Genomic DNA, 20,502 nt, shown 5'->3' on the forward strand with positions numbered 1-20,502 from the left:
TTTTATAACGTTAAGTTGAGACCTAGTGTAATTTTACGTGTTTGCGGGTACATGTCTCTGGCGACACCAGAAATTACATACTCTTCAGTTGAGGCATCCCAATTTGGTGACAACTCAGGTGATACACCAGAAAAATGGGAGATGGTAAATAAGTTTTCTCCGGTTATAAATAATCTTAAGTTGGTAATGTGTAAGTGTTGTAACGGTATGTTATACCCCAAAGAAAGACTTCTCATTTTTAAATAAGTTCCGGTTTCTAAGAAACGGGAAGATGATTTTTGAGAGTTACTAGGATTGTTATAAATGGCTTGTGGATGTGTCGCGATATCACCCGGTTTTTCCCAACGACTCCACCCGTTATTTAGATTCATTTGGTTTCTGTCAGAATATGCACCATCCGAGTCAAATTCTGATCTCGCATAGTTATAGATTTCACCTCCAACAGAATAGCTAAAAACTGCTGCAAAATCAAAGTTTTTATAGTTTAAACTGGTAGAGAACCCTCCGAAGAAGTCAGGAGTATAAGAGCCAACTACTTTTTGATATTTAGACGCCTCACCATAACTATAAGTTTTTACACGTTCTCCCGAAGCATTGGTAGTAAACCATTGCGGTTTCCCATTATCAGGATCAACACCAGCCCATTCGGTTAAGAACCAGCTGTCTACATCGTATCCCGGTTTTAGTAATTTTTTAGCAGCACCTTCTACACCGCTTCGATCGGAAACAATTATTTCCTGTTTGTCACCATAAAGACCAGTTACTTTATTTTTGTTAAACCCAATATTGGCGTCAAAGGACCAAACCAAATCTTTAGTTTTGATGATGTCTACATTAACAGAAGCCTCAAATCCTCTGTTGTTTACAGCTCCAACGTTTCTCCAAATACGAGTTACTCCGATAACACCCGGAAGTGGAACCTGGTACAATAAATCAGAAGTATCTTTATCGTAATAATCTAAAGTAATATTTACTCTGTTGAAGAGGCTTATATCCAGACCGACACCGGTAGTAAATGTTTTTTCCCAGCTTAGATCGGGATTTGCTAATTGTGAAATTAAGGCACCTGGGTTTTCATCATAGCTATAATCAAAAGTATATAATGGCAAGTGGCCGTATAAACTGTTTGGGCGATTTCCTACCGAACCATAGCTAGCTCTTAATTTTAAGTTGTTTACCCAATCTGCTTTAAAGAAAGCTTCTTTATGGATATTCCATCCACCACTAATAGAGAAGAAATTACCGTATTGAGCATTTTTACCAAAATTCGATGCTCCATCACGTCTAAAAGAAAATTGTGCCAAATATCTATTATCATAAGAATAGTTGATATTTGATAGTAAAGATTGCACGGCCCATTGTCTCTTGTTTCCGTTTACAGCTTCAGGTTTGGCAGCCGGGTCTGTTACACTAATTCCGGGAGGAATACCTGTTGCAATTGCCTGTGTTTTTTTGAAATTATATTCGTTCCATTCATAACCGGCTACCGCATTCACATTATGTACACCAAACGATTTGTTAAACCTTAACAGTTGATTGGTGTATAGCTTGTTATAAGTTTCAAATTGATCTTCAATTCTACCTTTTACAGCTAAGGCTGAAGACGATCTAGGATCCGAATAAGATGTTGAATTGTAATTGTCAAATATGTAATTGTTTACAGAGGAATACGTCAGCCAGCTTGTTAATTTTGCATCGAAATCCATATTGGCACGAACAGTATATTTTTCTGATTCAGAATAATTCCATTGTAAATCATACAAATAGTTAGATCCGGTCGTATTTACCCAAGTTGGGTTTGGTGCATTTCCTACTAATGATCCATCCGGTAAATAAGGACTGTCCCAAGGCAGGTTACGATACATTGCTCCAACATCATGTTGCTGGTTGTATACTTTTTCTCGCGTTAGATTGATCTGTGGTTTTATGGTAAGCCATGAAATTGGTTTGTATTCAAATTTCATCAAACCGTTATACCTTTTATAATCGTAGCCCTTTATAGCTCCGGTTTCATCATAAACTCCTAAGGAAACATAACTTTTAAAGTTTTCTCCACCACCACTAATCGATAAGTTGTAATCCTGAGCAATCCCTGTTTTAGTACCATTTTTCCACCAGTCGTAGTTTTTGTTTCTTAATTCAGGAGTCCACCACCAAACATTTTGAAAATCTTGTTTGTTGGCGAAAGAATTGTAATAATCATACAGCTCAGATCCGTTCATCATTTTGAGATTTCCATTGTTTATGGTAGACAGTGCTGTTCTTGAAGAGAAATTAATGATTGATTTCCCGGCTTTCCCGCTTTTTGTAGTAACTACAATTACCCCATTGGCTCCTTGTGAACCGTAGACGGCCGTAGAAGCAGCATCTTTAAGAACCGTTAAATTTTCGATATCAGAAGGATTCATAGGAGGAGAACTGTTTCCAACGATCACACCGTCTACTACCCAAAGCGGGTCAGTGCTTCCGTTTACGGTAGTTTTACCTCTAATAATCACTTTTGAGGCACCACCAGGCTCACCTCCACTGGTACTGACAAAAACTCCACTTGCTTTTCCAGCCAGTAAGTTTTCAACAGTTGGAGTAGTAACATCCAATAACTTTTTGTTGTCTAAAGTTTGTAACGATCCGGTTAAACTCTCTTTTTTTACTTTGCTGTACCCCACGATAACAACTTCATCCATCTGCTGTCCGGCTTCTTTCATTGTCACTTTAATAGTGCCGTTTCCAACAGGAATTTCCTGATCCTGCATTCCTAAAAAGGTGAATACTAAAATCGTATTAGCATTGGGTACTTCAATGGCAAAGCTTCCATCGATATCGGTCTGAACCCCCGTTTTGGATCCTTTTATAATAACATTTACACCTGGAATCGGAATTCCTTTGTCGTCTACAACTTTACCCTTCACTATTTTTTGGAAGGCCAGTAAACTGGTTTTGTTTAAAGAAATCTCTTTTGAGGGAGCAGCAGTTGTAATTTGAAAAGTTACGGACAACAAGGTACACAATGTTGTTTTTAAACTTTTATCAAGTACTGTCTGCAACTTTAAAATCTTAGGATTTTTTGAAAGTGCTTCTTTCATACTTCTGTTTGGTTTTTGGTTAATGATTGTTTTTTGCGGTTATTTTTTGTTGTAATTATGATGTTGATTTTTTATTCTTTTTTAACCTAAAAAAGCTTTTTTAAGAAGGAAAAATCTGATAGGTAGTTTTAACTACCTGACGAAACTATTGATTATATTTTTATTAACCAAGAAAAAACACAAAAAATGTGCTCGAACACACAAAATTTGTGTTCTCGAGCACATTTTTTTGCAGAATAGCCTAAATTTGACCCTAAAAATAGATGAGCTGCGTAGGGAGCAAAAAATAAAGACTGAACTAAAAAGTGAGAATTTTATGGGTAATTGTAATTGTTCTTTGTAAAAAGAATTAATTCGTTTAAAAACAGGTCTTATTTATGTAAATAATGTTTTTTTGGATTACTTTGTTATGAAGTAAAAAAACTATAAAATCCCTATTTTTTTAGCTGATTTAGGGCAGCGAAACTGGGTTTTTCGGAACAGAGAATTTTGGAAGGTTTAAAAGAGCTTTTGATTGTAAAAAAAAGATGCAATGAAAGTCTTCTAATAATATTTTAATTTAAAGAGCATATTTTTTCTTCTGGATAAAAAAAAGCCTCTCTAATCAAATTAGAGAGGCTATAGAAACAATATTTTTAAGTACTAATTATAAAACCTTGTTTCTTTGTTATTTTAAGTAAGGCCGACTATTCAGCTATTGGATGCTTACTTTTGATTGTTAAATTCTGTAAGCAAAGGCGTTATGTGATTTCTGGTATCTTCGTCTAAAGCTGCTTTTATTTTATCAGCCTCTTCCGGGGAATATTTCGACAATCCTAAGATTCCTGCTGCGGCTACATTGTAAGATTGGTTTTTAGTACTTTCAATCATTAAATTTTTGTAAGCAGCATCACCCGTTCCGGCAAGTTTGATAATGGCTGAAGCTCTCGCATAAGTTTTTTTATCATTTTGGGCAATGTTCAATAAGGTTTTAAGTGCAGCTTCTTTTATAGTATTGTCTGCCAAATCAATGGCACGGATACTGCGGGTTCTTAAATCGTCTCTCTGGTCTTGTAGGCCAGCTAAAAGAATCAGCTGTGCCTCATGACTTTTGTCTTTTGCCGCAAATTTTATCGCTTCAACTCGGTTGTAGTAGGTAGGAACGTTTTTGTATTGATATAGATAATCGGATATTTTTTTATTGTCAATGACCTTACCCACTAAAATTTTGTCCGGATCAAGATCTATGAAATCGGGTTTTGAAGGCAGGTCAAAACTAAAATCCTGCTCTCTTTTGTCCATTAAAATATCTTTTCTGACTTTGGTTCCATTAACATAAAAATCTACTTTTAACGGTAAGGTAAAGGTTTGTACGGAACTTTCCTGGACTTGTTTTACTGCCATTGTTGCTTTACCATCGGCATAACCGTATTCAATATTTAAAATAGGATTTCCGCCCTGAAAGTACCATTGGTTAAAATAAGGACTCCAGTCTTTTCCGGTTACTTCTTCCATTGCTAAACGCAATTGATGACTTTCTCCTGTTTTGAAGGCATTGGTGGTAAGATACTTATTTAAAGATTTAAAGAAGGCTGCGTCACCCATTTGATTTTTTAAAGCATACAGGATGATAGAACCTTTGGAATAGCTAATGTTGTCAAACATATCTTCTTTGTTTCCATAATGAAAACGTGCCAATGGCGGACTAACTCCATCTTTGGAAGAACGCAGGCAGTTTTGTAGTTTTTCATAACGAGAACGGTCTTCGGCATCCTGTCCTTCATCATACCCGTGCCAAAGGACTTCACCAAAAGTAGCAAAAGATTCGTTCATGGTTAAGTTCGACCAGGATTCGGCAGTTACATAATCTCCAAACCATTGGTGAAAAAGTTCGTGTGCAATAGTACTTTCCTGATTATCGTCTAATAATTCTCTTTCGGTTTTTTGTACGTGCTCACCATGTAAGGTTGCCGAAGTATTTTCCATGGCACCCGAAACATAGTCTCTTGCTACAATCTGAGCATATTTTCCCCATGGATATTCTACCCCAAGCATTTTGCCGTAAAACTTCATCATATCCGGAGTTTTCCCAAAAATTTGTTTGGCGTAGGGCGCATATTTTGGTTCCAGATAATAACTTACTTCTTGTCCGTTATAAGAATCTTTGTAAATTTTAAAATCACCTACAGCCATCATAAAGAGGTAGGGTGAATGCGGCAGTTCCATTTTCCAGGTATCGGTACGTGTACCATTTTTATTCACTTTTTGGGAGATTAGTTTTCCGTTTGAAAGTGAAGTGTATTTGGCATCAACCGTCATCGCAATTTCAGAAGTTGTTTTCTGATTGGGTTTATCAATGGTTGGGAACCATGCCGATGAGGCTTCTGTTTCACCCTGTGTCCAGATTTGAATCGGTTTGTCGTCTTTTCCGTCAGGGTTTATAAAATACAAACCTTTCGCATCCGTTATGGCAGCACTTCCTTTGACTTTTAGTTCGTCCGGTTTTGCGGTATAATCGATGAAAATGATGTATTTTTCGGTGCTTTTATATTTTCTGTTTAAGGTGATCAAAAGCTGTTCATTGTCGTAGGTATACTTTAACGGAATTGTCTTTTTTCCATCAACCATAGCAATAGTTTTGAAATCCATTCCTTTGGCATCCAGTCTAAGAGAATCGGTATCATAAAAATGAGGTTTTAAAGTCAGCCATCCTTTTCCGTATAAATAACGTTTTCCATAATCAAAAGATACGTCTAGTTTGGTGTGCACAAGGTCATTTACTTTTAGCGGGGTAACCTGATAAACAGATAATGGGTTTTTGGTCTGATCACTGTTTTGGGCCATCGTATTTTGCCCGGCAACAAGGAAAAGACTAAAAAGAGAATACTTTAAAAATTGTTTGTTCATTTTTTGGTTTTTAGAATGATTATTTTGATTGATTATTGTTTTAAACTATTATTCTCTGTTGGGTGTAATTCATTTTAACACATAGTAACATAAGTGCTGCACGCATAAAAAAGACGTTTCACTTCATCTAAATACACATAATCTTCTATTTGAAAGAAATTTATTTCTTTTCTGTTCTCTTTTTACACATATCCCGATGCATCGGGACTATCTGTTTAATCTTTTTTATATCCGACGAGTTGCTATTATTAAAGCGGTTGAAATATAATTCTTAAGGTTTCAAAAAAGTATTTACTTGCCATAAAACTCGTATTTTTATTTCGAAAAATACAATTTTAACCGAAGTATTTTTATAGTTTTTCTATAATTCGAACTTCACCATCTTTCTCCTCTTCGGTTAAAATATTGGATTGTTTTTTACTATACGTTTCAAAAGTCCATTGTACAATTTTGTTGTCAGGGTATAACCTGGCTTGTTTTTGCAACCATTCCTCTGCTTTTTGTGCCGAAGCATTTTTTTCGATTGCCCAGGCCGTAATGAGTTGGTTTGCCGGAAGAAAATTCATAACCGTATTGTCAACTTTGGGGTTAAAAGCAATAATGTTTTGTAAAGCATTTTTGGCTTTGTCGGTATCGCCCAAGCTCGTGTAACATTGATAATTGAGCCAATTTTCGAGCCTTTCGTCAATATCTTCGGCATAAGGTTTTCCTACTCCTAAATTTTTAGGCCATAGTTTAGCATCCGAAATCAATTGTAATGCTTTTTTGTATTGCTTGTTTTTCATTTCGGTCAAAGCCTGCATCAGTTTTGCTTCATGATACAATTGACGTCCTGCAGTAGCGCCTTCAAAGGGAAGGATTTCCAGTTGGGTCAGGAAAGCATCGGCGGCAGCGTATTTTTTGTTCAGGAGCAGTGTTTTGGCATACAGCATTCCTATTAAATAATTTTGAGGATGTTTTTTATAGAAAGGTGCTGCGGTTGCCAGTGCTTTATCAAATTGTTTTTGGGCAATGTAGTATTCAGTTAAAAGTTTAGGATATCTCCAGCTTTGACCGTCTATTTTAATCGCTTGCTGCAGACTGGATAGAACCAATTGGGTCTCATTTTTAAATAACGAAGCTTTGGCCCCATAAAAAGCCGGATCAGCAGGCAGATTGGCACATTGCAAAAACAATTCTTTTGCTTTTGATACATTATCGCGATTCCATTCGATTAGAGCCAAATGATATTTCAATTGCCACTGGCTGTTCGTTTTGATTAGTTTTTCCAGAATTTGTGCTGTTTCTTCACGGAAAGGGAAACTATTGTCGGGTTGGAGTTTGCTTAAATCAACAGTTTTGTTTTCTAAATAAGCTTTCCAATATACAATTTCAGCATTTGGAAGGGCAAGTGAAAGTACTTTTAAAGCTTCTTCTTTACGGCCTAATTGTGTATACCATATTCCTAACTCCAGATACGTTTGCTGTGGCATTTCGTTTTGAATCAAAGCCGTAAAATGCTGTTTTGATGCCTCTGACGAATCCCAAAGATATTTCTCAAAACCAACAAAATGATTAAGAGGATCAACGTTATTTATGGTATTGAGAATTTCGACTGCTTTACTTTTATTATTTTGCAGACGAGATAATACGGCAAGTAATTGCAGACTTTCTAAATTATCCTGATTGTTCCGTAAACTTTTTTCGGCATATTCAGCTGCTTTTGCAAGATTGTTTTCCCTAAAGTAAATTTTGCTTAAAGCAGTATAGGCAGAGCTTCGGAATTCAACGCTTGCTGCTGCGATATCAAAACCGTCCTTGGCATCGGTAGTATTGCCTAAATGCAGGTTGGCTAATCCGTAATAATAATTGGCAGCGGGATGATAGGTATCGATGGATAAAGCTTTAGCTGCCGAATTTACAGCTTCCTGGTATTGAAATTTACGAATTTGTAAAATCGCTAAATCAGCCAAAGCAGGAGCGTAGTTGGGATCTTTTTGAAGACAGGCCGTTAGTTTTTCTTCCGCTTTTACGTAATCTTTAAAACTAAGGTAATTTTTTCCCTGCAGGTACAATCCGTACACGGAGTTGTGGTCAAAATCTTTTGGAGTTTCTAACGGACGATTCAGATTTCCATCTTCCGGTGCCGAATTCCACACGAGTTTATTTTCGCCAATTGTTAGTTTTAGTTGGTTTGGATCAACAACAATCTGAATAGAATCTTTGAAGGATTGCAATGTATTTACCGAAATATCTTTGGAATAGATTTTTTTGCCATTGTCAAAGACTTCCAGTTTTTCGTTTAGTTTTTGAAGTGGAGAAAAATAGATTTTCAACCAGCCGTTTTCGTTTTTAACGTTTACGGCTCCATAGTTATTTGCTTTTACAAATCCTTTGGTTTGTTTTACCGGAAACCAGTATTCTGTCCATAAATCCGTTTGATAAGGGGTGAAAGAGCGCTGTTTAAAAGGAGTTAAACTGCTGTTTTCACTCGCCTGATTGAACAGTCTTCCACTTTGAACTTCTACATATTGACCGTCGGTATCGGTTAATAATTTTTCCCAGATCATTCCTTGCTGAGACAATCCCCAGATCCATATTTTCTTGCCGGGTTTGTCGTCGTGATTGCCATATCTTCCCATTCCGAAATCTTCATCATGGTAATATCCGCCAAAGAAATCGTCGTATTTGCCAAAAACATGATACGATTTGTAACCGCCAAAATCATTGTTTTTGTAGAAGGAAAGGTCTTTGCCATTTTCTTTATCAATGGGCCATGAATTGTGCTCACCATTGTGACCAATATAACTTTGTCCCGGGTAAATAAACTGTAGACTTTCAGCAGCTTTTATACCGGTATTCATCCAGGTATAGTAAGGCTGCTCGGTTTCGGTGGAATTGAACCAGAAGGAATTGGTAGTAAAATACGCTTTGTCTTTGGGTAAATTAATGTCCAGTTTCCAGGACGTTCGTGTGAGCAGATCCAATACGCCAATTACACAGCTTACACTTCCGTCTCCACGAGTAAGGGTGATAAAATCCACAGGGGTAGCACAGTTAGGAGTGTGTCCGATGATGCCATAGTTGCCCTCGACACCACCGCTTGTCCAGGGGCCGCGCATGGCGATATCCCGGAACTTAATCACATGATTGTTGTAAATAAAGTCCTTTCCTGTTGATTTCTCAATGGCCGACCACACTTTTCCACCAATTTCCGGAAGAATCATGAGTTTGATGTAATCATTTTCAAGTTCGATTACTTTCCATTCTTTTTGCACAGGTTTATCCGTAAAACCGTCAAAACGAAAATAAGGATAGACTTTTGTGTCTGGTTTCGGAATGGGATCAGGGTCTGAAAACGGATAAGTGGTGAATACTTTTTTGTATTCTTTTATGGTGGGTTTATTTTGTGCGTTGACAAACAGGCTTCCAAAAAGTAAAACGGATAAAAAGGGTTTAATTTTCATGTGGAGAGCTATTTATGGTTTATGGTTTATAGTTTATGGTTTGTTGTTTATGGTTTGTTGTTTATGGTTTGTTGTTTGTGCAATGTTGTCATTCCGAGGAACGAGGAATCGCACAGGAAATTCCGTACAGAATGTCGCCAATCTTTGTCGAATTACTACTGTGATTCCTCGTTCCTCGGAATGACAAACAAGGTGTGTAATCGTTATAAAATGAAAATTATTTAACAATCAACAACCAGCCTTTTCCTTTTGATACCGGTATTTCGTCTTTTGCGGTGAAGGTTTGTGCCGGTTGGAAATTTAGCACTTCAGGAGCCGTAATAGTAGCTTTTGCCGGATTGATTCCTAATTTTTTCCAGTCGATATTAAGTTTCACTTTTACATCCGTATCGGCCCAGCTTGCAATAGAAATTAAAGCAGTTCCGTTTTTTTTGTAAACTGTTGCCAGTACTTTGTCGTTTGATGTTTTTACCGGACAGTTTTCACTCCAGTATCCAATCATTTCAGAACCTTTAATTCCAAAAGTATCCCATAATTTCCATACCGGTCTTGGGTCGGCATTGTGGCTCCATGGCATTCTGTTGGTCATTCCATAAACCATTCCTCTCCAAGGGTTTCCTCCGTCCTGTAGCATTTCACCCATTAACCCGAAAGGAATTCCGCTTACTTCGGTCAGGAAAAAGTCAGGATTGTTTTTTTCGTAATCAAAATACTCTCCAAACCATAGTTTGTTGATGTATGGAAAGTGCTCCATATACAAATTGGCACTGTTGTTAAATCCGTCACTTTTGTTGTATTGATTGGCACTGTGGAGATCAATAATTCCAGGATGTCTGTCTTTGGTAAGCACTCTTTTGATTCGTTTCATGGTAATTCGGTCAAAAGCAACATCATCAAGATAAACGCCATCGATACCCACATTTTGTGTCAGCCAGTTCATTCCTTCTACATAATAGTTGTGCCAACGGTTCATGCCGCTGTTTACAATGGCAGCGTCTTTAATTTCGGGTACAAACCAGGCCGCAATATAATCGTCTCCCACATGTTCCTGTAGCCAGGAGAATCCGCCTCCTTTACCCGGAGAGTAAATTTCATGTCCTAAACTTCTTAAAGCAAAAGTTTCATAAGCTTTGTTTGAAACCTCTCTGACGGTATTGTAGATTTTTACTTTTAATCCTTTTTCATGAGCCTCATCGATATAACTTTTCATTTTTTTAAATTCAATGAAAGGATAATTGATATACGGATTAATGGCGTTGGCATGATGAATATTGATTACTGTTGCCCCGGTTTTGGCAATCGTATCGATATCGCTGTATTTGTGATAAAACTTAGTGTCCCACTGAAAATCGGTATTAATGGTGTGGAAAGGGGTAATTAGTAAATTGAAATTATAATACAAAACATCTCCTTTTTTCATGTTTCGGGCGCCGCTGTACGCATTGACCAAAACCGATTTTGAATTAGGAGTGATGGTAATTCCTCCTTTATTTTCGTTCCCCCAGGAAGTTGGAAGCAATAAAGGCTTTTGCAGGTAAAAATTGGTGTTTAACGGACGACTGTATTTCTCGTCGCGTAAAGAAAATTGCAATCCTGAATTTACATTTCCAATCCAGGCCCCATCCTGATTTTTGTGCGCAACATCCCATTTCCAGTCAAAATTGGCAGGACGATCGCCTCCTTTTTGACCTAATCCCATCATGTATTTTGCAGAAGAGGGCTGAATTGGCATTTGGAAATTGATATCATTAAATACAGCATCTTCAAGTGCCGTGATTTTTACGGTGTACGTTAAAAAACCATCAAATTCTAAGGAAGCATGTACATCCATCTGAAGTGATTTTGCTGTAGAAATACTTTCCCAGGAAACCGTTCCGCTTTCTTTTTTCAGAAATTTAAGGCCTGTGTTCTTCCATTGTAACGCTTCTTTACCAGAGGCATCCAAAAAATGAAAAGCTAACGGTGCACTTAAAATGTCATTGGCTTTTGAACCAACTGTTGTCATTTCGGGTGTGAAATAAGTTTGAATTTGTGTTGGAAAACCATTGGAACCCAAAACTACTTTTCTGCCCAATAAGGAGATTTCGGTATCTTTTACAGTCAATGGAGTGTAAGGAGCAATAACCGTATTTTCCTGTGCCAGAGTAGAATTCAGCCATTTCAAACGTGTCATTTTCTCAGGAGAATCGATACCGCCGTTTTTAGTAATTTCATTGGTTACTTTTATCTGAAGCACAATGTCTTTTGATTTTCCATCAGCAATTACGGTTGCTTTACCGCTGTAGGTTCCTGTCGCCGCAGTTTCCGGGACATTGATGCCACACCATAGGGCTTGTACTTTTCCTTTTGAAACCGAAACGGTATTGGTAAAAATAGCTCCATCGTATTTTGTTCCGTCAGTATTGATACAGTTAATGTCTTTCGATTCGATGATAGCTCCGGTAGAACTGATTAAATTCGAAAAGGTAACTTTTACGTTGTCAAGATTCTGCAAGGCATAAACGCCTAACTGAAAGGCAAGATATTCGCCTCTTAGCGCCGTGTCCGAAAAGGTATTTTGAACGCCTTTTTGAATCCATCTTTGTGGCAAATCATTTTTCATTCTAATGGAATACAAGCGGTCTTCCGGGAATACCAAAAAGGAACTGCCGCTGTTTTTGGCGATAAGATCTTTAGTTTCGGCCGCAGTTGCGATTACTTCCATCGGATAAAAACTGTTGAACGCATTTACACTCTGAATTTCGGTAACCGTACAATTGTCAGTTAAATTGGATTTGATTTTAGCAAGCCATTGCGCGTCTGCTTTATCTTCAGGTTTAGCGTAAACTCCTTTTGGATAGTTAGCGTCACCTTCGTCAAGGTATGGCATATAATACACATAATACGTTCCTTTTCCTGAAATTGGTTCAAAGAAAATAGTACCCTTTTCTCTGTTGATGTCAGCCGTTTTTATGTTTGAAATGGTTTTGCCTGAAGCATCCTGAACAATGATCTTTTTCAGTTCGGGTTTTTCGTCTCTTCTGCGCCATTCGATCGTAGTTTTGGCAACATCTCCGGTACCGGTAAAGCTTACTGCAACTCTGTGATTCCCTAATAAGTTAGGGTTCCAACTGTCGTTACCGTCTGAGTATTTTATTTGCGCGGTTAACGGAATGCTGAAAACGAATAGGCACAGCATCAATAATCTATTCAAAATAGGTTTGTTTTTTAGGTTTGTTTTCATTGTTTTATTATGTGAGTTGTGAGTTGTGAGTTATGAGTTGTGAGTTGTGAGTTATGAGTTATGAGTTATTAGTTACTAGTTATGGGTTTCGGACAATAAACCAAAACAAATAAACGATTAAACAAATAAACAGTTAAACATATAACCATACTAATATACCGCTTTCCATCCATTTTTTTTCCAATAGGCAATTATGGGTTTGTAGGGGCCGTATTTGTGTTGTTCTTCTGAGAAGTTATCACTGAAAGGACTGTGTGCATAGTCAATAGGTTTCCCCATTTTATTAGGGTAATCAAATGTTTTGGGGTTAGGTCTGTCGTGTACGGAATCATCATTTACATAGGCTGCAATATCGAGTGCCTGTAAGTCGGTGAGATATGGTTTTCCCAGGCTGACTTTATCGTATGGCATATTGCTTTTTAGCCATTGTGCCTGTTTGATTACTCTGTGCATGCTTGAACCGGGCTGATAGCCGTATTGTCCCCAAAGCGGCGGGTAGGTGTAGCCTGATTGGTCGGCATTGTACCGACCTTCACCGTTGTTTCCGTGGCAGCGGGCACAATTTTCGATAAACAGGGCTTTTCCTCGTTCAGGGCTTGCGGCTACATCCGGAAATTCAATTTCCAGATTTTTGGCGCCTTTGAAACCTCCATCTTTCGGAACAAATTTGCTGATCCATTTAAAGTAGGATAAAAAAGCGATCATTTCTTTACTGTCGAGCGGGAGCGGTTTCCCGGAATGTGGACGCATGATACAATTGTTAACCCTTTCGGCCAGAGTAAGGACCTTATTTTCACGTCCGCGATACTGTGGATAATTGTCGTGTGATGCCATTAAATTAAAGGCATAAGGTTTTGTTCCTGCATCTTGGTGGCAGTTGGTACAATTCATCTTGTTGCCTAAATATTTTCCTTTGATGCCGTTTGGACCAATATAATAAGCGGTTTTTAGCATTAACTCTCTACCGTAACGAACGGATTCTCCAAATGGATCGTCCGGAATTTTTGAGGTGTCAATGGTAATATACGAATCATCATCAGCAGTTTTGTTTGCTAATGTCTGCGAGTTGGTAGTATTGCACAAATTGAAAACAACAATCGGCAATGCTGCAAACAGACCAATAAGGATTATTTTTTTCATGTTTTTTATTTTTTAAAGACTGCCTTTAATTCAACAGAAACGGTTTTAAGTTTTCTTCAGGAATGAATTGCACCCGATAAGGCGGAATTTCAGATTCTAATGCCCATAATAAAACTCCTTTTTTATTGGTTAAAACCGTAATATGTCTTTTGGAACAACAAGCCAAAATGAGTTCTTTATTGATCATATAAGCACTTCCCATTCTGTCGTTGTAAACGTCTTTTGGCAATAGGATGTGGAAATCCAGTTTTACGGTTTTACCTTTTTCATCTACTTTTAGTGCAAAAACAGAAGATTGTTTTTTGTCGACTCCGTTGTCAAAAAACATCAGACTGCCTTCGGGATTGATGTGGGCGGCGTGTGCCTGAGAGAAATCGCTGTCTTGCGACATTTTAAGATTTCCTCCTCTCCCTAATTTCCAGAGTACTTTTCCAGTTCTGGCATCTATTTTCCAGATTTGACCGTTGTTGTAAAACGAGATCAGGAAATTACCGTCTTTATCATAGTTTAAACTGTTGGCATGCATCCAGTCTTTTTTGGTTTTGAGTAGTTTTTTGTCTTTCATGGGATCTAAATCGTCAAAAACGCTCCATTTCCAAAGCTGTTTTCCTTTTTTGTCCAAAATCAGAATCCCGTCGCCATTAATCGTGTCTTTTTGTTTTCCGCCAATAGAACTTAGATCGGTTATTCTTTGATCGACAAATAAAGTGACAATTTCGTTAGCCGATTTTTTGATGATTTCGTGATGAATTACCTGTTTTAAATCGCCTTGTCCCTTTTTGATATGGGTTAGGGTATCGCCTTGTAAGTTGATTTCAAGTATCTCACTTCCATAACTTGTGGGTTCGTCATTTTTTCCCAGAATGGCAATGATACTTTGTTCTTTGGTAAAATGAGTTACTTTAAACCCTGTTCCTTCAACGGTATGATACCATCTTAAGTTACCTTTATAATCTACAATATAAGCAACGCCCGGTGTTTCTCTTTTGGCCAAAAGCATAAAACCTTTTTTGAAATTTTCCGGCACCAGTTCCGGTTTCGGACAGTTTGCTTTGAATTGTTTTTGTAACCATTCCGGTAATTTTCTAGATTTGAAGGTATATATTTTACTACTGTCTTTTTCCTGCCCATTGCTCGTAATTAACTGAAAATGATATTGAGTTTCAGGAGTAATGTTGCAAAGGACCAAAGAATGAGACAGACCAGCTTTTGAAACTGGAGAGCTTATTCTATTTTTTGTGTCTTTTTGAGCAGGCCAATACTCGGCATAGACCTGAACATTTTCGTTCGTAGTCACATCGATCTGAATTTTCAATTCGTTGTTGCCATGAATGCCAATATTGATGTTCGTTACAGGAGTTCCCTGTTTTTTAGAACAGCTTACCAAAATAAGCAGGATCCAAATAAATACTCCTTTTGCTATTACATTTTTAATCATCTGAAAGGCTTCTTTTATGAAACAGATAAATTATACTGTTTATAGTTAAAAATCAGGAACAGTCAGGTATTTCAAAACCCGCTGTTCCTGATCTGATTTCTGTTATTGTCTGTCGGCATTACTCAGGTTCGGATTTAAGTCGACCTGACTTTGCGGATAGGTGTAATATTTGTTTTTAGGCATGGTGATAGGTGCGGTTTCTCCAACTCTTACGTGATAGGCATTTACCAGAACATCAAACTTATTCATTCGGATTAGATCCTGACGGCGCTTTCCTTCATAGAACAATTCCCATCCTCTTTCTTGCAAAATAGCATCTCGTAATGAAGTTTTATTATAATCGGATAAAACCAGCAGTTTGGCATGTGATCTTCCTTTTACCTGATTGATGAGGTCTATGGCTTCGGCAGTTGGGCCGTTTATTTCGTTTAAGGCTTCGGCTCTGCTCAGCAATACATCAGCATAACGCAATATGTTTACGCTGTGACCATCATAATAAGTTGTCGTTTCATCATCGGCATATTTTCGGGTCGATACGTCAGGCATATAAAACTCTCCTTTTGGTGGCTGTGCTCCTAAGGAAGGTGCTTGTTTGTGAAGCAATTTATCAGTACCCATAAACTCCGGGAAGAAGCATTTTTTTCGATCGTCTTCATTTCCAAAAGTATTGTAGAAGTCCCAGTTTACGGTATAATACTGCCATCTGTTTTCGACAACCGGATGATCGATAGGACCAAAGTGGTTCAGAAGTTCCGTTCCGTTTACATTGGCATCGCTAAGAGACGAAAAGATGTTTTCACTGCACCATTTGTTACTTTCTTTAAAAAGCCCCAAATAAGTAGGGAACAGGCTGTACTCGTTGAGGTTCATGACTTGTTGTGTAAGCGAGGCTACTTTTTGCCAGTCACGATTTCGCAAATATAATTTTGCCAATAACGTTAAGGCAGCTCCTTTTGTAGCACGACCTACATCGTTACTTTCATAAATTGCATTTTTCTTGTAGTTAACGGGTAAAACGGCAGCAACATCATTCAAATCTTTAATTAAAAGCGCTTCTATAGTTTCAACAGAAGAAGGCGGTGTTTGCTCCAGATAGTTTGGATTGTCTAAGTTGGCTTCTGTTACAAGGATAACAGGTCCCCACGCGTCTGTTAAATCCATATAAGCAGAAGCTCTTAAAAATTTAGCCTCGGCTATAAACTGAGTTTTTTCAGCTTCTGTAATGCCGCTCATTTTTGAAATATTAAAAATCGCAAAATTGGCGTTGGCTACCAGTTTGTACATGGCATTCCAGTCTTCCAAAAGCAGACCATTGGCAGAATTCCAAAGTCCTAAAGATAATTGCCCGGGGTCACCACCGTACTGGCAGTGTCCTAAATCTGTGGCAATATCAGTCAAAGCAAAATGCCTTGTTGCCCAATACGAGAAGTTGTCTCCCACAGAAGGGCCTTTTAATCTTCCATAAATAGAATTAATAGAAGCGATAGCATCCGATTTGGTTTGAAATCCATTAGTATCGGTCAAACTGCTGTATACGGTAGGATCAAGATCGTCATTGCATGAAAATTGCAAACCTGCTGTCAGTAAGAGGAATATGATTGTATATTTTTTCATTTTAATAAATTTAATGTTACTAAAAAAGCTTTTAGACTAATGAATGGCAACCTTAATACCCAAAATGATGGTTCGTGAAGCCGGGAATGAATTGAAATCGATTCCTCCTCCTAAGTTTTGTTTGGTAGTATCGTTGGTGAAATGTCCGTTTACCTCAGGATCATTTCCGGAATAATTCGTAATGGTCAATAAGTTTTGTCCAATGGCATACAATCTGATATTGTCTACAAATTTGAGTGGTTTTAAAACACTTTCAGGAATAGTATATCCGATAGAAAGGTTTTTTAGGCGCAGGTAAGAGGCTTCTTCTACAAATTTTGAATTGACATAACTTCCATAAGTACTTTTGTAATAGCCGTCTCTTGGAACATCTGTATTTTCATTCGTACCGGCTACCCAGCGGTTTAAAGCATCTGTACTGGTTGTTGATTCTCCAACCATTCGGGTCATGTTGTAAACCGAATAATCAAAAGCTCCCTGAAAAAAGATGTTCAGATCGAAGTTTCCAATTTTAAAATCATTGTTAAGCCCAAGAGTATAATGAGGTGTTGAATTGCCTAAATAAGTTCTGTCGTTTACGGTAATTGCACCGTCTCCGTCTAAGTCTTCATATTTTGGATCACCCGGTTTAGACAAAGGCTGCGGAGCATATACTTCTCCGGTTTTGATTACTCCGGCATATTTAAAACCATATAAAACGCCCATTTCTCTGCCCGGTTCCAGTCTGGTAAATTCGCGTCCCGAAACTGTTCCGCTTGGATTAGAAGTATTCTGACTGATGATAGACACATTATCGGCAAGTGAAACGACTTCTTGTTTGTTGTAAGCCACATTTAGTGAAGTGGTCCACAAGAAATGATCATTTCTGAAATTAGTACTGGTAATTCCCAATTCAATACCTTTGTTGTCAATCACTCCGGAATTGATGGTTTGTGTATTAAAACCCCACCATCCGCCAATAGGGACTCTGATAAGAGCATCGGTAGTTCTTTTTTTATACACATCGATTGTTGCGGTTATTCGGTCATTAAAAAGCCCCATGTCCAATCCAATGTCAGTCTGAGTGGTTTGTTCCCATTTTAAGTCTTTATTGGCTAAATTGGCAGGTTCCGTACCATTAACAAAATTTCCATCGCCAATAGTTACTCCCCAGGCTCTTAAGGTTGGCATGAAAGCATAATCTCCAATACCATCCGCTCCTGTAACACCATAGCTAACTCTTAACTTAAGATCAGAGACAGTTTTGGAGTTTTGCATAAAAGATTCGTTAGATATTTTCCATGCTACTGCTCCTGAAGGGAATATTCCGAAAGAGTTATTGCTTCCAAAACGGGAAGAACCGTCTTTTCTTAAGGTAAATGCAGCCAGATATCGATCACTGAAAGAATAATTTAGCCTTCCAAAATAAGAAGTCAGCTTTGTTTCGATTTTTTCAGTCTCGGGTTTCAAATAAACCGCTGCTGCGTCAAGGTTGTGATAGGTTAATGCATCGTTAGAAAAACCGGTTCCGGCCGCTCTCAAAAACTCATACGTATCTTTTTGATTCGACGTACCAATCATGGCACTCATCGAATGTTCCTTAATATTGAATTTATAAGTTAGGTATTGCTCTGTACTCCATCTGAAATAAGTTTTGTTTTCCTCAGATCCTGATCCTTTTAAAGCAGCTCCAGCCACCAACGTTCTTGGGGTGTATCTTCCTTCAATATTTTCCTGCCATTCCGCACCCGCTCCAAAATGATAGGTTAGTCCTTTAATGATTTCATAGTCCAAAAACATATTTCCGTTGACCAATCTGTTGATGATATGATCGGTTGGTTCTAACAAAAGTGCCAAAGCATTGTCTTTCCCCTGAAATTTGTAATAAGAACCGTCGGGATTGTAAATTGGAATAGTTGGTGGGGCGGTCTGGATAGAAAACAGTGGGGATAAAATATTATCTCCAAAATCGCTATTGTTTCCCTCACTGGCAGCTCCGTAAATGTTTGTACCAACGTTTAGTTTGTCATTAAATCTTTTTTCGCCTCCCATTCTCACACTGTATCTTTTAAAATCAGTATTTTCGATAGCTCCGGTTTGTTTGATGTAGTTTCCGGAAAGGAAAAATTTAGAGGTTTTGTCACTTCCGCTAAAAGTAATGGTTCTGTTTAGTACTTCTCCGGGGCGTGTTGCGGCTTTAAACCAATTGGTATTGGCAACAGGGAAATCGGAAGAAAAAACAGGAGGCCTGCCATTCTCTTTCGCAATAGCATTTTGAATGTCGGCATATTGCTGTCCGTTGATAAGAGAAGGTTCCTTGATAATGCTTTGAAAACCATCTGAGATTTCGGCTTCAATCTGCATCTTACCTGATTTTCCTTTTTTAGTCGTAATCAGGATAACTCCATTTGCGCCTCTTGAGCCATAAATAGCGGTCGAGGAGGCGTCTTTTAGAATTTGAATGTTTTCAATGTCGTTTGGACTGATAGAGGCTCCTGTACTGGTAATGAAACCGTCTACAACATACAAAGGCGAATTAGAATTGTTAAGAGAATTTCCACCTCTAATAACAATCGAAGGATTGGTTCCCGGAGCGTAGCTGTTTTGCTGCACCTGAACTCCCGAAGCACGCCCTTGCAGAGCCTGACCAACATTCGAAATAGTACCTCCTAAGTTTAAGTTGTCTTTGCCAATAGAACTCACAGAACCCGTAAGGTCTTTTTTCTTGGCTTTTCCGTATCCTATAACTATTTCTTCTAATTTTTGTCCCGCCTCTTTGAGGACAATTTTTAAAGGCGAGCTTCCAACGGTTACTTCCTGATCTTCCATACCAACGTAGGAAATGATAAGTTTCGTTACATTATCAGCGACAGTAATGGCAAAACTTCCGTCTGCATCTGTCTGCACTCCGGTACGGCTTCCTTTTACAACAACATTTGCTCCGGCGATAGGAAGTCCGTTTTGATCGGTTACTTTACCCTTGACTGTTTTTTCAAAAAAGAATGCAATATCAGTTCTGCGATTTATTCTTACGGCTGAGGTTGCTGAAACCTGGACGGTAAAAACGAATACTAAAAAAAGGGTGAGTTTAATCTCTGTACCGTGAAGATTTTTTAGCCTAAAATCTTCAGGTCTTTTTTTGGTTAAAAATTTCATACTTAAAAATTGAGTTTGGTTAATGTTTATTTGTTTTTTTTCGTTTGTAAGCTTTTGGAATTCTTTTTTGAGATAATTTTTGATTTATAATTTATCTTCTGACGAAATGGTTTAAAAACAACTGCCGTTCTGTTTTACTCTTTTTGTATGTGGTATTTTTTTAGTTTTTCTGTTTTTTTGGGGAGGTGAAAAACGACTGAAAAATGTATTAATTAACTTGGTTTTAAGATTATTATGAAACGAATCTATAGATTATATTTTTATAAAACAAGAAAAATGAATAAAAATGTGCTCGAACACATTAAAAAAATGTTCTCGAGCACATTTTTTTGATCAAAACATTTTTTTTTACTTAAATTTGTGTGATTTTAATGGAATAGGGCAGAGGCTGTGATATTTGTAATTTTGATATATTTTTTAGTTAAATGTGTTTTTGTTGATATATTTATTCTGTTTTTGTTAAAATATATATTAAATTGTTAGTAAGGACCTTTGTTTGTTGAGAGCTGAAAATGACTTTTAAGGTCTGTTTATGAT

Annotated in this window: 8 protein-coding genes; all 8 read right to left on the reverse strand. The window is 37.7% G+C overall.

Annotated features, from left to right (window positions below):
- Positions 1 to 2: 2 nt before the first annotated feature.
- The 8 genes from JO950_RS06470 to JO950_RS06505 all read right to left on the reverse strand — a co-directional run bounded on the left by JO950_RS06470 (position 3) and on the right by JO950_RS06505 (position 19,965).
- Positions 3 to 3,083 carry a TonB-dependent receptor gene (locus JO950_RS06470; protein WP_202701902.1) on the reverse strand — a complete coding sequence of 1,027 codons (3,081 nt, stop codon included), beginning with the start codon at positions 3,081 to 3,083 and terminating at the stop codon, positions 3 to 5.
- 705 nt (positions 3,084 to 3,788) lie between these two features.
- Entirely contained in the window at positions 3,789 to 5,969 is a 2,181-nt protein-coding gene (locus tag JO950_RS06475; RefSeq protein ID WP_202701903.1) for a M1 family metallopeptidase, read from the reverse strand.
- A gap of 350 nt (positions 5,970 to 6,319) precedes the next feature.
- Positions 6,320 to 9,415, reverse strand: a complete 3,096-nt coding sequence (locus JO950_RS06480) for a DUF5107 domain-containing protein (protein ID WP_202701904.1) — start codon at positions 9,413 to 9,415, stop codon at positions 6,320 to 6,322.
- A 217-nt stretch (positions 9,416 to 9,632) separates the two neighbouring features.
- Entirely contained in the window at positions 9,633 to 12,638 is a 3,006-nt protein-coding gene (locus JO950_RS06485; RefSeq protein ID WP_237732298.1) for a glycoside hydrolase domain-containing protein, read from the reverse strand.
- A 150-nt stretch (positions 12,639 to 12,788) separates the two neighbouring features.
- Positions 12,789 to 13,778, reverse strand: coding sequence for a c-type cytochrome (locus JO950_RS06490; protein ID WP_202701905.1), 990 nt, complete (start codon positions 13,776 to 13,778; stop codon positions 12,789 to 12,791).
- 25 nt (positions 13,779 to 13,803) lie between these two features.
- On the reverse strand, positions 13,804 to 15,216 hold the full coding sequence (locus JO950_RS06495; RefSeq protein ID WP_202701906.1) for an aryl-sulfate sulfotransferase: 1,413 nt from the start codon (positions 15,214 to 15,216) through the stop codon (positions 13,804 to 13,806).
- A 102-nt stretch (positions 15,217 to 15,318) separates the two neighbouring features.
- Positions 15,319 to 16,830, reverse strand: a complete 1,512-nt coding sequence (locus JO950_RS06500; RefSeq protein ID WP_202701907.1) for a RagB/SusD family nutrient uptake outer membrane protein — start codon at positions 16,828 to 16,830, stop codon at positions 15,319 to 15,321.
- Positions 16,831 to 16,866: 36 nt separating this feature from the next.
- Positions 16,867 to 19,965: a TonB-dependent receptor gene (locus JO950_RS06505; protein ID WP_202701908.1), complete on the reverse strand. Its 3,099-nt coding sequence runs from the start codon at positions 19,963 to 19,965 to the stop codon at positions 16,867 to 16,869.
- Positions 19,966 to 20,502: the final 537 nt, after the last annotated feature.

It is taken from the genome of Flavobacterium sp. UGB4466 (assembly GCF_903469665.1).
In the GTDB taxonomy this organism is placed as follows: Bacteria; Bacteroidota; Bacteroidia; order Flavobacteriales; family Flavobacteriaceae; genus Flavobacterium; species Flavobacterium lipolyticum.